This is a genomic window from Streptococcus pantholopis (assembly GCF_001642085.1).
Taxonomy (GTDB): domain Bacteria; phylum Bacillota; class Bacilli; order Lactobacillales; family Streptococcaceae; genus Streptococcus; species Streptococcus pantholopis.
This window is the reverse complement of record NZ_CP014699.1, coordinates 813880-828404: the sequence shown is the minus strand read 5'-3', so window position 1 is coordinate 828404 and position 14525 is coordinate 813880. Positions and strand designations below refer to the sequence as shown.

The following is a 14525-nucleotide window of genomic DNA, read 5'->3' as shown; positions in this document are numbered from 1 at the left end:
AATATTATTTTTTCATAAAAGTGAGGTAAGCATTATGGCAAATTATTCTAATCGTGATCCTTTTGGAAATATGGATGATATCTTCAGCCAACTGATGGGCAATATGGGCGGTTATAACACTGAAAACCGCCGCTATCTGATTAACGGACGGGAAATTACGCCGGAAGAATTTGAACAGTACAGGGCAACCGGCAAGCTTCCCGGAAATCCAGAAAAAGCTAAAAGTCCTGCTGGACCGAAAACAGACGGGATTTTGGCTAAATTGGGAACAAATCTGACACAAGAGGCACGTCAATCGCATTTAGATCCGGTGATTGGACGTAATAAGGAGATTCAGGAAACAGCAGAGATTCTTTCCCGCCGGACAAAAAATAATCCTGTTCTTGTCGGAGATGCAGGAGTGGGTAAGACAGCTGTTGTTGAAGGGCTGGCTCAGGCCATTGTCAATGGCGATGTCCCTGCTGCAATTAAAAATAAGGACATTATTTCGATTGATATTTCTGGCTTGGAAGCCGGCACACAGTATCGCGGCAGTTTTGAAGAAAACATTCAAGATTTAATTCAGGAAGTAAAAGATGCTGGCAATATTATTTTATTTTTTGATGAAATCCATCAAATTCTTGGCGCCGGCAGCACCGGTGGTGATAGTGGCTCAAAAGGGCTGGCAGATATTTTAAAACCAGCCCTGTCTCGCGGCGATTTAACCGTCATAGGGGCAACAACCCAAGATGAATACCGCAATACCATCATGAAAAATGCTGCACTTGCCCGCCGCTTTAATGAGGTCAAGGTCAATGCTCCTTCAGACCAAGATACTTTCCAGATTCTGATGGGAATTCGCACACTGTATGAGCAGCATCATAATGTGATTTTACCGGATAAGGTTTTAAAAGCTGCCATTGATTATTCTATTCAGTATATCCCGCAGCGCAGTTTGCCGGATAAGGCTATTGACCTTATTGATATGACTGCTGCCCATTTAGCAGCGCAGCATCCGGTCACAGATGTCAAAACGCTCGAAGCAGAAATCAAACAGCAAAAAAACAAGCAAGAAGAGGCCGCTGCCCGTGAAGATTATGAAGCAGCCTTGGCTGTTAAAACACGGATTGAGGACTTGCAAAAGCAGATTGATAATCATAAAGAAGGCCAAAAAGTAACAGCTACAATCAATGATGTGGCTGAGTCAGTTGAACGCCTGACAGGTATCCCTGTCTCAAATATGGGAGCCAGTGACATCGAACGATTAAAAGCAATGGGTGAGCGTTTGCAGGGAAAAGTCATCGGGCAAAATGAAGCGGTCGCCGCTGTGGCTCGGGCAATCCGGCGCAATCGAGCAGGTTTTGATGAAGGTAATCGTCCGATTGGCAGTTTTCTCTTTGTCGGACCGACAGGTGTAGGGAAAACAGAATTAGCTAAACAGCTAGCCCTTGATATGTTTGGTTCCAAGGATGCCATTATCAGGCTGGATATGTCGGAATACTCAGACCGTACAGCCGTTTCAAAACTGATCGGTACGACCGCTGGCTATGTAGGCTATGATGATAACAGCAACACACTTACTGAACGGGTCCGCCGAAATCCTTATGCCATCATCTTGCTTGATGAAATTGAAAAAGCTGATCCTCAGGTTATCACACTGCTTCTGCAGGTTTTAGACGACGGCCGGCTGACAGATGGACAAGGCAATACCGTTGATTTTAAAAATACAGTTATTATTGCAACCTCAAATGCCGGCTTCGGCAGCCCCCTTCCTGACAAGGAAGAGACAGGAGAACGGCAGGACATTATGGACCGGATTGCACCTTATTTCCGTCCGGAATTTTTAAACCGATTTAACGGTGTTATTGAATTCTCACATTTAAGTAAAAAAGACTTAAAAGAGATTGTTAATCTGATGCTCAGCGAAGTACAGCAGACAATAGCTAAAAAGGGTATTGACTTGGAAGTGACTGATCAAGCGAAAAACCATCTCATTGAACTTGGCTATGATGAAGCGATGGGAGCCCGACCGCTCCGAAGAGTGATTGAACAGGAAATCCGCGACAAAATTACCGATTTCTATCTTGACCATCTTGACTGCAAGCATCTTCTGGCAGATTATAAAGACCATCAAATCATCATTTCTGAGAGAAAAGCATCGTTATAAGACTTTATATCCAGTAGCTGGGATGAACACTATCCCAGCTTTTTTGCACTCTCTTTCCTGCTTTTGTCCAAATTTGTTTCCGTCCCTTCTATGGGTTCCTTCTTCTTTCTTTTTGATTAATAATGCTAATTGTGATAAGGTAACGTTAGAAAAAAAGAAAGACCAAGATCTTTATGCATTTAACACTCTATGATTTATACCAAAAAATGCTGAACACTATGGGACCGACACATTGGTGGCCGGCTGAGACGAAAGAGCAAATTATCATTGAAGCGATTCTTATCCAAAATACTACTGAAAAAAATGCTCTCAGTGCTTCGCAGGTGTTACAAGAAAAAAACCATTATGATTTCAAAAAAATTGCAGAACTGCCGCAAGATGAACTAGAGGAATGGATCAGACCGGCCGGTTTTATGAAAAATAAAAGCAAGGTTATTCAAACCATTGCACAGTGGTACCTTGAACACCAAAAAAAGCCGGATAAGATTATCCGGCGATACGGTAAAAATCTGCGTCAAGAGCTGCTGTCCCTGCATGGCGTCGGTCAGGAAACAGCAGACGTTTTGCTGGTCTATATTTTTGATCAGCCGCAGTTTATTTCAGATAAATACGCAAGGACACTTTTTACACAGCTCGGGATAGAGGATCTGACAGACTATAAAAGCTTAGCCCAAAGACTGTCAGTCCTTCCGGATCCCTTCACCTTTCAGGACGCTCAGGAATTTCACGGACTTATTGATGAATTCGGCAAAAAATATCTCCGACCGCCTCAAAAATTTGAGTCCAGCTTTTTAGCCGGAGATCAATTAGTTCTTTAAAAAAGACTTCCAAGAAAGAGGGATTGTCATTCTGCCTTTTTTCGGAAGTCTCTTTCATTTATTTTAGGCGAATTGCCTGAAAGAGATAGCTGATATCTTCCGGTCCAGTCCGGCAGCAGCCGCCGACAATTTTTGCGCCTGCTTGATGCCACCGCAGAACATTTTCCAGCAAACTGTGCGATTGGTCCGGAGAGTCTTTCCAAGTCTGTGTGGTGCCGTCATAAACTTCGCCCGAGTTAGGATAAGTGATGAGCGGCTTGTCTGTGACTGACCGTATTCGCCTGAGCAAGCCGTCGAAGACTTTCGGAGCACTGCAGTTAATCCCCAGCGCTAAAATTTGCTCACTTTTATCACACATGAGAGCAAGTTCTTCAATGGCTGTTCCGTCAGAAATATGGACGTCATCTTGTGCCGTAAAAGACATATAGGCTTCAGTATCAGGAAATTCCTCTGCCAACAAATCAAGAAGCGCCCGAGCTTCGTCGGCATTTGGAATGGTTTCTATTCCCAGTAAATCACAATCTGCTGCTATCAAAGCCTGAATTCGCGGCCTGTGAAAGGCTTTATACTCTTCTTGAGTTAAACGGTAGGCACCGGTATATTCAGAACCATCAGCCAAATAGGCTGCATAAGGTCCGACATCGCCGCTGATCAGCGGATAAGGCCGCTGCTTTTTTTGATCCTCAGACAGTTCCTGCCAGACTTTATCTCGAGCATTTTTAGCTAGTTGGACAGTTAATGAAATAATATCCAAAGCTTCCTTTTCCGACAGTCCGGCAGCCTGCAGGCCTGGCAGAGTCGCCTGATAACTGGACGTTGTCAGAATATCCGCGCCGGTCCTTAAGTATAACTCGTGGAGGTCCTGGATAGCTTTGGGTTTTTCCAGCAGATATTTAGCTGACCAGAGCTTACCAGTTACATCAAAACCTCTTTTTTCAAGTTCTGTACCTAAAGCACCGTCCAATATCAAATAATCGTTTACAGTCAGCAAATCCTTAAATAATGCCATTTTATCATCACCTCCATTTAAGATACAAAAGGGCAGTTTACCATTTTTTGTGCCACAATCGGTAATAGACATAAGCAATAATCATGAAGGGAAGTCCAAAATAAAGGCCGGCACGCTGTGAAGGATCCCAAGCAATCCCGACAATGGACAGCAGCAGCAAAGCACTCGTCAGATAAGGCAGGACGGGACTGAACGGTGTTTTATAGGTCAGTTCATCTTCTGTATGGTCCTGCAGCCATTTTTTACGGAAATTTATTTGGGCAATAGGGATAGACAGCCAAACAACTGCTACTGCAAAGCCAGCAATAGAAACAAGCGCTAAAAAAATTGTATCCGCAGCATAAATACTGGAAAAAAGTGTAAAAATGACCCCTACCATTGATAAAAGCATTGCCCGCATCGGGACACCTTGCTTATTAATTTTTACTATTTTTTTACTGAGCATCCCTTCATTAGCCAAAGACCAAAGCATTCGTCCAGAAGCATAAAGACCTGAATTAGAAGCTGAAAGAATGGCTGTCAGGATAACGAAATTCATAATATCGGCTGCAAAAGGCAGACCGATTTTATCTAAAACTAAAACAAAGGGGGCTTCAGTCACTCCTGCTTCTTTCATAGGAAGCAAGCAGGCCAAAACAAAGATAGTTAAGGCAAAAAAGACAATCAAGAGAGCAATAGTAGATTTTATAGCGGCAGGCACTTCCTTTTCCGGATTATCCGTTTCTCCTGCTGCAATACCGATCATTTCAACACCTGAAAAAGCGTAGTTAACAGCAAGCATAACAGAAACAAGACCGACCCAACCCTTGGGCAGAAACCCATTAGCCGTTAGGTTAGAAAATAAAGGCGCTTGGTCTGTTCCAGAAAAAGGCAGCAGGCCAAAAACAGCTCCTAATCCCAGCAGAATAAAGGCCAAAATCGCATAGACTTTAATACTGGAAAAATAGTACTCCGTTTCAGCAAACCAGCCGACACTCAAGGTATTCAAAAAGAAAATTATAGCAGCAAAAAGTGCAGCAAAAAACCAGACAGGAATTCCTGGAAACCAGCGCTGCATGAGCATAGCAGCTCCTAAAAACTGAGAGGCGAGAGCCACTACCCAACACAGCCAATAGGACCATGCAACTACAAAACCCGTCCCAGGACTGATAAAGCGGCTGGCATAGGTATGGAAAGAGCCCGTAACAGGCATAGCAACAGCCAGTTCACCTAAAGAAAACATGACCAGATAGACGACCAAACCTCCGAATAAATAAGAAAACACTGCTCCCAGAGGTCCGGACTGAGCGATAGTATATCCTGAACTTAAGAATAAACCAGTTCCGATAACACCGCCTATTGAGAGCATCTGCAGATGACGACGGGTCATCTCCCGTTTGAACGTTCCTTCATTTTTAAACCGATGATTTTCCATAAGGCCTCCATTTGTTGATAGTTTTATCTTATCATATTCTATATGGACTTAAAAATAGTCTTTTCCTATCGATGACTTAGGTAAAAACTATAAAGGAAACTGATTTAAGACCTCTCTTCAATCTCAAAAAGTAAAATGAGACAGGACTTTTGTCCCAGCCTCATTTTTTATACTTTATGTCTGCTGCTGGCAGAATACCTTTTTCAGCTCAGCAGAACCGTTTGTTACAGATATTTCAGGACTGCGTCCCACGCTTGCTCAACACCTTTTGCTTTAAGGGCTGAAAAGATAATAAAATCATCCGTTTCATCAAAATCCAGTTTTTTCTTAACAGCAGTTTCATGTTTAGGCCATTTCCCCTGAGGGACTTTATCCGCCTTGGTAGCGACCAAGATAACAGGAATGCCGCAATATTTCAAGAATTCATACATCTGCACATCGTCTGCACTCGGATCATGCCGGAAATCAACCAAGCTGACAACAGCCCGCAGGTTATCCCGCTCGATAAGGTATTCTTCAATCATCCGGCCCCATCTGGCACGTTCTTTCTTGGAAACTTTAGCATAGCCGTAACCAGGGACATCAACAAAACGGCATTTGTCATCAATATTGTAAAAATTGAGGAGCTGGGTTTTTCCGGGTTTGCTAGACGTTCGGGCAAGATTTTTCCGCCCCAGCAGACAGTTAATAAAACTGGATTTCCCTACATTTGAACGGCCTGCTAAAGCAATCTCAGGAAGATCATCCTGAGGGTACTGCGACTTATTAGCGGCACTTAAAAGGATTTCTGCTCTATGTGTATTTAAATAACTGAAATCCGCCATTAATCCCCATCCTCCTTAAGCTGTTTCTAAAACAGGACCATCTGTTCCTTCAACAGCTTCTTTTGTAATACGTACCTTGCTAACCTCTTCCTGACTTGGGATTTCAAACATGATATCAAGCATGGTTTCTTCGATAATAGAGCGAAGTCCACGTGCACCTGTCCGGCGTTCAATAGCTTTTTCGGCAATAGCTTTGAGAGCCGATTCATCGAAATCCAGTTCAACGCCGTCATAAGACATCAATGTCTGGTACTGTTTAACAAGAGCATTGCGCGGTTCAGTCAGGATACGTACCAAATCATCTGCTGTCAGTTCTTCCAAAGCTGCAACTACCGGAAGACGGCCGATAAATTCAGGAATCAGCCCGAATTTCTGAATATCTTCGGAAATGATTTCCTGCATATAAGAAGCACTATCAGCCAGCAGCTTATTATTCTGTCCGAAGCCGATTATCTTCTCTCCCAGACGCTGTTTGACAATATCTTCGATACCATCAAAAGCTCCGCCGACAATAAAAAGAATATTCTTGGTATCAATCTGAATCATCTCTTGGTTAGGATGTTTGCGCCCTCCTTGCGGCGGAACGCTGGCAACGGTCCCCTCAATAATTTTAAGCAAAGCCTGCTGAACACCTTCACCGGATACGTCCCGTGTAATGGAGACATTCTCACCCTTTTTAGCAATCTTATCAATCTCATCGACATAGATAATCCCGCGTTGGGCCCGTTCAATATTGAAATCAGCAGCCTGAATCAGTTTTAAAAGGATATTTTCAACGTCTTCTCCGACATAGCCGGCTTCTGTCAGCGATGTCGCATCTGCAATTGCAAAGGGAACATTGAGGGTCTTAGCCAAAGTCTGTGCTAAAAAGGTCTTTCCCGACCCTGTCGGACCTACCATGAGAATATTTGACTTCTGTAAATCGACATCGCTTTCTTCTTGGCTTTCTGTAAAAGAAATGCGCTTGTAATGATTGTAGACAGCTACTGCTAAGGCGCGCTTAGCATGTTCCTGTCCGACCACATACTCATTTAAAACAGCCAGAAGTTCCTTTGGCTTAGGCACTTCTGCTAAGTCGGCCAAGACCTCCTCGGCCAACTCTTCTCTGATGATTTCCTGCGATAAGGCAACACATTCATTGCAAATAAATACACTGTTGCCAGCAATAATTTTTTTCACTTCATCTTGACTTTTCCCGCAGAAAGAACAGTAAACTTTAACATCATTATTTCTATTTCCAGCCATGATTCCTCTTTCTAGACTATCCTAGCTAAATAACCGTTTGTTAAAACAGGGTGTTATAAAAAGCATGAATGGTATTTACTAAATTAGTAAAAGCATTCAGCAAAAGCAAAGCCCCTAAACCATAGCGCTTTTTCTTAAAGGCAGGCAGGGCGCACAATACGCAAATCACACATAAAAAGGCAGTGAATACTCCAAAAACACTTCGTTGCATTTTGTAAAAAGGAACTCCTTCTTTCCTATTTTTCTAAAACCGTAACCGAAAAATTATAAGCATTTTTATCATCTTTCGTATAAAAGATTTGGGAAGTCTGATGGAAATCAGACAAATCAAGTTCTGGGAAATAGGTATCTCCTGTAAATCTGCCGTCGACAGTTGTCTTAATCAGCGCATCATAGTGCTCGGAAAAAGCCTTGTAAACACTGGCACCGCCGACAATAAACAAACTTTTATTTTGTTTGGCAAACCATTCTAAAGCCTCAGCAACACTATGAACAACAATAAGGTTTTCTTGGCTCTTTATGTCAGTTTTCTGCGTTAAAATTAAGGTATCACGTCCCGGTAAAACCCGGCGGTTCATCCCGTCAAAAGTCACACGTCCCATTAAAAGAGCCTGTCCCATGGTCGTTTTTTTAAAGTGCTGCAGCTCTTTGGGCAGATGCCAAGGGAGGCTGCCATCAGCCCCAATCAGGCCGGCTTTATCTTCTGCCCAAATCGCAATGATTCGCTTTGTCATTTTTTCTCTTACCTTTTGGTCTCACATTTACTTCAATTCTAACAGATTTCTTTTAAAAATGCAGAGATAAAAATTCTCTGCATTTTTCAGATAGCTAAATCAAATTTTAACTGCGGTTTAACCGGATCATAATCAATTAATTCAAAATCTTCTGGTTTGATAGCAAAAAAATTCGTACCATCAGCAACCTTTAAACGGAGCTGAGGCTGGCAGTCTGACGGCTCCCGCCGCAGCAATTCACGCGCCTGATCAAATTGATTGTCATAGATATGCAGGTTGTTGACAAAATAGAAAAATTTGCCCACTTTCCAGCCAAAATGTTTGGCAATCATCATCTGCAGAGCAACATACTGCATGGCATTAATATGGTGGGCAACCAGCATATCATTGGACCGCTGAGTCAGTGTCGCATCTAAATAGATAACACCATCTACCCGTCTCACATCAAACATTGTCTGAAAAGCACAGGGGTAGAGCCCGTCACTGGCTGCAAAAGCTTCGTAGTCCCAAAGCGAGATGACATTGCGCCGGTTCCAGGGATTATCTGCCAGCTGCTTTAAAATCGTATCAATAATACGGTGTTTTTTGACAACCGCACCATAACGCTGACCGATATTTCCGGACTCTCCAACTTCCCAGTCATTCCAGTATTTCACCCCATATTTATCATTAAGAACAGAAAGGTCATTTGACTGATCCTGATAAATCCAAAAAATTTCTTTGATGGCTGATTTTACAGCAATAGGCCGCAGGGTTGTGATAGGAAATTCTCCTTTCGCCAGATCATACTCCGCAAAAGCCCCAGTAATATATTTAGAATTAGCGGTTGTCCCATCCTTATACTTAGGCCGGGCTTGTTCGCTAAAAACCCCTTCGTCCATGATTTTTCTAATATTATCCTTGAAAATGAGATCTGCTTTAGTCATCGAACATACCTTCCTAAAAATAGCTGTTATTATTTTATCGGAAAAATCGAAAAAAAGCGAGGAAAAAACCTTTTTCTTAAAACCGTTCAGACCGACAGCAGAGCAGAGTTTAAAAGATACTTTGTTTTTTAATCACCGCCCTGTATAAATTTTGAAATGCCAATTTTTCATTGTTTAGTTGCTATAATTTTAGAAAAACTAATAATATAAGTGTAACAGCTACTACAATGCTTATTCGAGCAGGTATATACTTTTTCCCATACAAAATAGCTTGCACACTGCATAATGAAAAAAGGCCACCAACAAATAGAGCAGACAGAAGCATCTTTGAATTTGTATTGAAGTATATAGAAAAAGCTGCCGCTATTGCAATAAGACCCAATACTAAAGAAACTAATATTTTTAGAATCCAAGCTTTATCAGTTGCATAAGCAGGAAAATCTCCATGAAATTTTTTAGCTGCTTTTAAACCTTTTCCTTTTGTGATATTGAACAAGAAAAACAAATTGGCAACCATTTCAGTCACTCCAATAAAGAACATAATCCACATTGTCATTTTCATTTATGCAAACCTCCATCTAAATTTTTCATAATGATATTTAAGCACTTAACGAGAGTTTGAATTTCCGATGCGGATAATCCTATTACTGCTAAATCATTGACACTATTAGCTATTGAAGAAACCTCAGATATAATATTCACTGCTTTGGGTAAAAGCTTTACATTATAACTTCTACGGTCGTTTTCAGATAATTTTTTTTCGACTAACTTTTTAGAGACTAATTTATCGATAATAGTGCCACATGTCGCTCTGTCCGAATTAATTTTATCGGCTACTTCGGCCTGAGATAACTCATCTTCTACAGACAGCACACTCAAAACAGCCCATTGAGAAGAGGTAATATCGTACATCTTTAATTGTGCATCAAGTGTTCTTTTTATTAGTTTGGCACTCGAATTCAGCAGATACCCTAGCGAATCTTCAATTTTCATCATTTTTCCTTCCCCATATAATATGTATAAAAATTATTTGTATACATATTATATTACAAATCTCTTGTTTTAGCAACATAAATAGTCAAAAAAGCTATCATTGTTTTTCAAGTATTAGGAACTGTAACGCCGTAATTTATAAATTAAAATATTTTACTACTGTGCCTGCCTTTCTGATAGTATTGAATCAAGCGGTTTGATGTTTCAGTGTGATTGTCATTAAGGCAACCTCTATTTTCCATTTTTATCATCGTTCTACTATCTTTTGCGACTTTCAAATGTGAGAAAAAAAACTATTTTAAAGTATTTACCCCTGTAAAAATTTCATTTATAGTTAGAAATCCCTTTAATTTTCATTGCTCTCTGAAAAATACCAGCTCAAAACTCAAGTCACATCAGAAAAATCAGCGATAGGCTGATTAGTTTTATTTTTGATATGTCAATATTCTATGCGATAATTGAAGTCTTATGGTATTTTATAAAAAATCCGACTATTTTACTTTGATATTTGAAAGAAATAATTTTTTTGTGAATCTATTTATTGACTTTATGGTAAAATTAAGGTTAGGCATTAAGAGATTAGAAAGGTTTACTGGGTAAACATGAAAATCGGAATTGATAAAATAGGATTTGCAACGGCACAGTATGTGCTGAATATGGACGATTTGGCAAACAGCCGTAGTGTGGATCCGGAAAAATTCAGTACAGGTCTGCTTCTGCAGGCCTTAAGTATCGCTCCTGTTACTGATGATATTGTAACCTTAGGAGCATCGGCGGCTCAAAAAATTCTGACGCAGGCAGATAAAGAAAATATTGATATGGTCATTGTGGCTACAGAATCAGGTATCGATCAAAGCAAGGCTGCTGCAGTTTATATCCATCAGCTGCTTGGCATCCAGCCTTTTGCACGCAGTATCGAAATGAAAGAAGCCTGCTACAGCGCAACGGCTGCATTAGATTATGCTAAACTTCATATCGGAAAAAATCCGGACAGTAAGGTATTGGTTATTGCTTCTGATATTGCTAAATATGGTATCGGCACTCCGGGAGAATCCACTCAAGGAGCCGGAAGTGTGGCTATGCTTCTGACAAAAGACCCTGCTATCATGGTTTTGCATGATCAGTCACTGGCTTTAACCCGTGATATTATGGATTTCTGGCGTCCCAACTATTCAGTGACACCATATGTTAATGGCATGTATTCAACAAAGCAGTACCTTGATATGCTCAAGACAAGCTGGGATGAGTATCAAAAGCGTTTTAACAAATCCTTAGCAGATTTCGCCGCTTTTTGTTTCCATATCCCATTTCCAAAGCTTGCGCTTAAGGGCTTCAATAAAATTCTGGACAAACAGCTTCCGGAAGCTGTTAAAGAAAAACTCAAAGATAATTTTCAACACTCTATTCTTTACAGCCAACAGATCGGCAATATCTACACTGGCTCTCTCTTTTTAGGGCTTTTATCTTTGCTTGAAAACAGTACAAGTCTGCAGGAAGGCGACCAAATCGCTATGTTTAGTTACGGCAGCGGTGCTGTAGCTGAGATTTTCACCGGAACTTTGGCAAAAGGTTTTAAAAAGCAGCTCCTCAAAGGACAAAGCCGTTTGCAGGAATTAAAAAAACGAACCGTCCTTTCTGTTACAGACTATGAAAAGATGTTTTTTGAAGAAGCTCAGATTGATGAAAACGGCCATGCGTCTTTTGATAACTATAAAACCGGCCCTTTTGCTCTAAAGGAGATTCTAGGCCATCAAAGAATTTACCGCAAGGTGGCAGCCAATGGTGAATAAAAAACTAAACTGGTCCGGCTTTGCTAGGAAGACCCCTGCTGAGAGGGCAGCTTACCTAAAGGAACACAAGCTCCTTTCCGATGATTCTCAGCAACTGTTGGCTGATGAAGAACTGCTTTCTTTAAGCCGGGCAGATCAAATCACAGAAAATGTTATTGGCAGACTGGCTTTACCTTTTAGCATAGCCCCTGATTTTCTTATCAACCACCAGGTTTATCAGGTTCCTTTTGTCACAGAAGAGCCTTCTGTCGTAGCAGCTGCCAGTTTTGCTGCACAGATTATCAAACGCTCGGGAGGCTTTACTGCGCGGATTCATAGCCGCCAAATGGTCGGTCAGCTGGCTATTTATGATGTCACTGACAAAGAAAAGGCCCAAGAAGCTATTTTGGCACAAAAGTCACATTTATTATCTTTGGCTAATCAGGCCTACCCTTCTATTGTCAAGCGAGGCGGCGGTGCTTGCGATTTATCTGTTGAGGCCAAAGATGACTTGATACTTGTCTACCTTACTGTAGACACAAAGGAAGCGATGGGAGCCAATATCATTAATACCATGACAGAGGCCCTGGCTTCTCCGCTTGAAGAACTTTCCAGAGGCCGGACTTTACTGGCAGTGCTCTCTAACTATGCCGTTAAATCCCTTGTTACTGCTGAATGCCAGATTAAACTGCGTTTTCTCAGCCGCAATAAAGAACAAGCCCAGGTGTTTGCCCGCAAAATAGCTCTGGCCAGCCAGTTGGCACAAGCCGATGTTTACCGTGCCAGTACACATAATAAGGGCATTTTCAATGGGATTGATGCCGTCGTTTTAGCTACCGGCAATGACTGGCGGGCTATCGAGGCTGGAGCCCATGCATACGCCTGCAAGGACGGACAATACCGCGGCCTGTCAACTTGGACCTATGATAGCGATGAAAACAGTCTAAAAGGCCAGCTGACTTTGCCAATGCCTATTGCTACCAAAGGCGGATCAATCGGCCTTAATCCCAGTGTCCGTTTAGCCCATGATTTACTGGGAGAACCTTCCGCAAAAGAATTGGCTCAAATTATTGCTTCTGTCGGTTTAGCACAAAACTTTGCTGCCTTAAAAGCTTTAACCAGCACCGGCATTCAAGCTGGCCATATGAAACTCCAAGCTAAATCTTTAGCACTGTCAGCCGGAGCAAAGGAAGGTGAAGTGGCTGCTGTCGTCAGTCAGCTCATAGAAACTAAGCCCATGAATCTTGAAAAAGCAAAAGCTATCTTGTCAGATCTACGTCAGCAAAATGCCCACAGTTCACAGAAATAGTTTTTCAGTCTTGAAGCAGCTTTCATTGATTTAGACTGATAAGTTAAAAATCCTGAGAGTAATGGTATTATTTGCTGTATCCTGATAAAGACAAAAGAGAGTGGGACAATATACCTAAAAAGTGAAAGGAGGCAGGGCTTTTGTCCCAGCCTTTTTTTACAATTTCTTTCCTTGACATTGAGTTATTAAAATTATATAATCTAGTTATAGATACTAGATAATAAGGAGGCTAAAACAGTTTGTCAGCACAAGTTTATCCAAAATGGACTGAACTACCAAATCTGGATCTCTATCTGGATCAGGTTCTTCTTTATGTCAACCAAATCAGCCAACAGGCAGGAGTAGCCAATGATAAAGGACTGACTGCTTCAATGATCAACAACTATGTCAAACACGGACACATCGACAAACCTGTTAAAAAAAAGTATAATCGCAGGCAATTGGCCCGTCTCATTGTGATAACCAGCTTAAAAAATGTTTTTTCCATTCAGGAAATCAGCCAAACTCTGGCTATTTTAACACAAGACAATCACTCTCAAATCATGTATGACAATTTTGTCGCCTGTATGAACGGCGAGAAAAGCGAAAATATTCCGGCTGTTGTTGTTTCAGCCTGTCAGACCTTAAAATTGTACCAGCAGACTCATCAGCTCGTTTTAGAACTTCAAGGGGAAAGTAGAAATGAATCCTAGTCTTACTCACAAACTCAGCAAACAGCTTTCTTTCGGGGAGGAAGTAGCAAACAGCGTTACTCATGCCGTCGGAGCTGTTATTGCTCTTCTTCTGCTGCCGTTCACAGCTGTTTACAGTTCACAGCATTTTGGACAAACTGCAGCTGTTGGCATGTCAGTCTTTGTCATCAGCCTTTTTCTCATGTTTCTGTCGTCTACTATCTACCATGCAATGGCTTATGCATCCATGCAAAAATATGTTCTGCGTATCATTGATCACAGTATGATTTATATTGCCATTGCCGGCAGCTATACTCCTGTCGCGCTTTCATTGGTCGGGGGCTGGCTCGGCTATCTCATTATCTTTTTACAATGGGGAACAACGATTTTTGGAATTCTTTATAAAATTTTTTCTAAGAAAATCAATGAAAAATTCAGTCTCCTCCTCTATCTTCTGATGGGATGGCTGGTCATCTTTATTATTCCAGCTATTATCAGTAAAACAGGTTTTATCTTCTGGGCTTTAATGCTGGGAGGAGGGCTGGCTTATACTGTCGGTGCCTTCTTCTACGCCAGAAAAAAACCTTATGACCATATGATTTGGCATCTTTTTATCCTGCTCGCTTCAGCCTTACAGTATATTGGCATTGTCTATTTTATGCTCTAA

General features: G+C 41.4%; 14 protein-coding genes. 6 read left to right on the top strand and 8 right to left on the bottom strand.

Annotation, left to right across the window (positions count from 1 at the left end; all coding sequences use genetic code 11):
• Window positions 1-34 precede the first annotated feature (34 nt).
• Both A0O21_RS03855 and A0O21_RS03850 read left to right on the top strand, forming a co-directional pair.
• Window positions 35-2146 (top strand): AAA family ATPase, encoded by a 2112-nt coding sequence (locus A0O21_RS03855; protein WP_067061580.1) that lies wholly within the window; start codon window positions 35-37, stop codon window positions 2144-2146.
• 173 nt (window positions 2147-2319) lie between these two features.
• Window positions 2320-2964 (top strand): endonuclease III domain-containing protein, encoded by a 645-nt coding sequence (locus A0O21_RS03850; protein ID WP_067061577.1) that lies wholly within the window; start codon window positions 2320-2322, stop codon window positions 2962-2964.
• 58 nt (window positions 2965-3022) lie between these two features.
• Here the strand turns inward: A0O21_RS03850 and mmuM are convergent, their stop codons facing one another.
• The 8 genes from mmuM to A0O21_RS03810 form a co-directional block, all read right to left on the bottom strand.
• Complete coding sequence (gene mmuM / locus A0O21_RS03845; protein ID WP_067061574.1) at window positions 3023-3973, bottom strand: homocysteine S-methyltransferase; 951 nt, start codon at window positions 3971-3973, stop codon at window positions 3023-3025.
• A gap of 37 nt (window positions 3974-4010) precedes the next feature.
• Window positions 4011-5387: an amino acid permease gene (locus A0O21_RS03840; protein WP_067061570.1), complete on the bottom strand. Its 1377-nt coding sequence runs from the start codon at window positions 5385-5387 to the stop codon at window positions 4011-4013.
• 224 nt (window positions 5388-5611) lie between these two features.
• Window positions 5612-6211, bottom strand: a complete 600-nt coding sequence (gene yihA / locus A0O21_RS03835) for a ribosome biogenesis GTP-binding protein YihA/YsxC (RefSeq protein ID WP_067061565.1) — start codon at window positions 6209-6211, stop codon at window positions 5612-5614.
• A gap of 15 nt (window positions 6212-6226) precedes the next feature.
• Window positions 6227-7456: an ATP-dependent Clp protease ATP-binding subunit ClpX gene (gene clpX / locus A0O21_RS03830; protein ID WP_067061562.1), complete on the bottom strand. Its 1230-nt coding sequence runs from the start codon at window positions 7454-7456 to the stop codon at window positions 6227-6229.
• A 236-nt stretch (window positions 7457-7692) separates the two neighbouring features.
• Window positions 7693-8190, bottom strand: a complete 498-nt coding sequence (locus A0O21_RS03825) for a dihydrofolate reductase (RefSeq protein WP_067061557.1) — start codon at window positions 8188-8190, stop codon at window positions 7693-7695.
• A gap of 86 nt (window positions 8191-8276) precedes the next feature.
• Window positions 8277-9116, bottom strand: coding sequence for a thymidylate synthase (locus A0O21_RS03820; protein WP_067061556.1), 840 nt, complete (start codon window positions 9114-9116; stop codon window positions 8277-8279).
• Window positions 9117-9297: 181 nt separating this feature from the next.
• A complete protein-coding gene (locus A0O21_RS03815) occupies window positions 9298-9678 on the bottom strand; it encodes a hypothetical protein (RefSeq protein WP_067061551.1) in 381 nt (126 codons plus the stop codon).
• Window positions 9675-10112, bottom strand: a complete 438-nt coding sequence (locus A0O21_RS03810) for a MarR family winged helix-turn-helix transcriptional regulator (RefSeq protein WP_227806885.1) — start codon at window positions 10110-10112, stop codon at window positions 9675-9677. Before A0O21_RS03810 ends, A0O21_RS03815 begins: the two co-directional genes overlap by 4 nt.
• 599 nt (window positions 10113-10711) lie before the next feature.
• Here A0O21_RS03810 and A0O21_RS03805 point away from each other — a divergent pair.
• From A0O21_RS03805 to trhA, 4 genes are all read left to right on the top strand, one after another.
• A complete protein-coding gene (locus A0O21_RS03805; RefSeq protein WP_067061545.1) occupies window positions 10712-11899 on the top strand; it encodes a hydroxymethylglutaryl-CoA synthase in 1188 nt (395 codons plus the stop codon).
• Window positions 11889-13187: a hydroxymethylglutaryl-CoA reductase, degradative gene (locus A0O21_RS03800; RefSeq protein WP_067061542.1), complete on the top strand. Its 1299-nt coding sequence runs from the start codon at window positions 11889-11891 to the stop codon at window positions 13185-13187. The genes A0O21_RS03805 and A0O21_RS03800 overlap by 11 nt, the downstream gene beginning before the upstream one ends.
• A gap of 239 nt (window positions 13188-13426) precedes the next feature.
• The gene (locus A0O21_RS03795) at window positions 13427-13879 is read left to right on the top strand and encodes a DUF1836 domain-containing protein (RefSeq protein WP_067061538.1); all 453 of its coding nucleotides are present in this window, start codon (window positions 13427-13429) and stop codon (window positions 13877-13879) included.
• Window positions 13869-14525, top strand: coding sequence for a PAQR family membrane homeostasis protein TrhA (trhA, locus tag A0O21_RS03790; RefSeq protein WP_067061533.1), 657 nt, complete (start codon window positions 13869-13871; stop codon window positions 14523-14525). The genes A0O21_RS03795 and trhA overlap by 11 nt, the downstream gene beginning before the upstream one ends.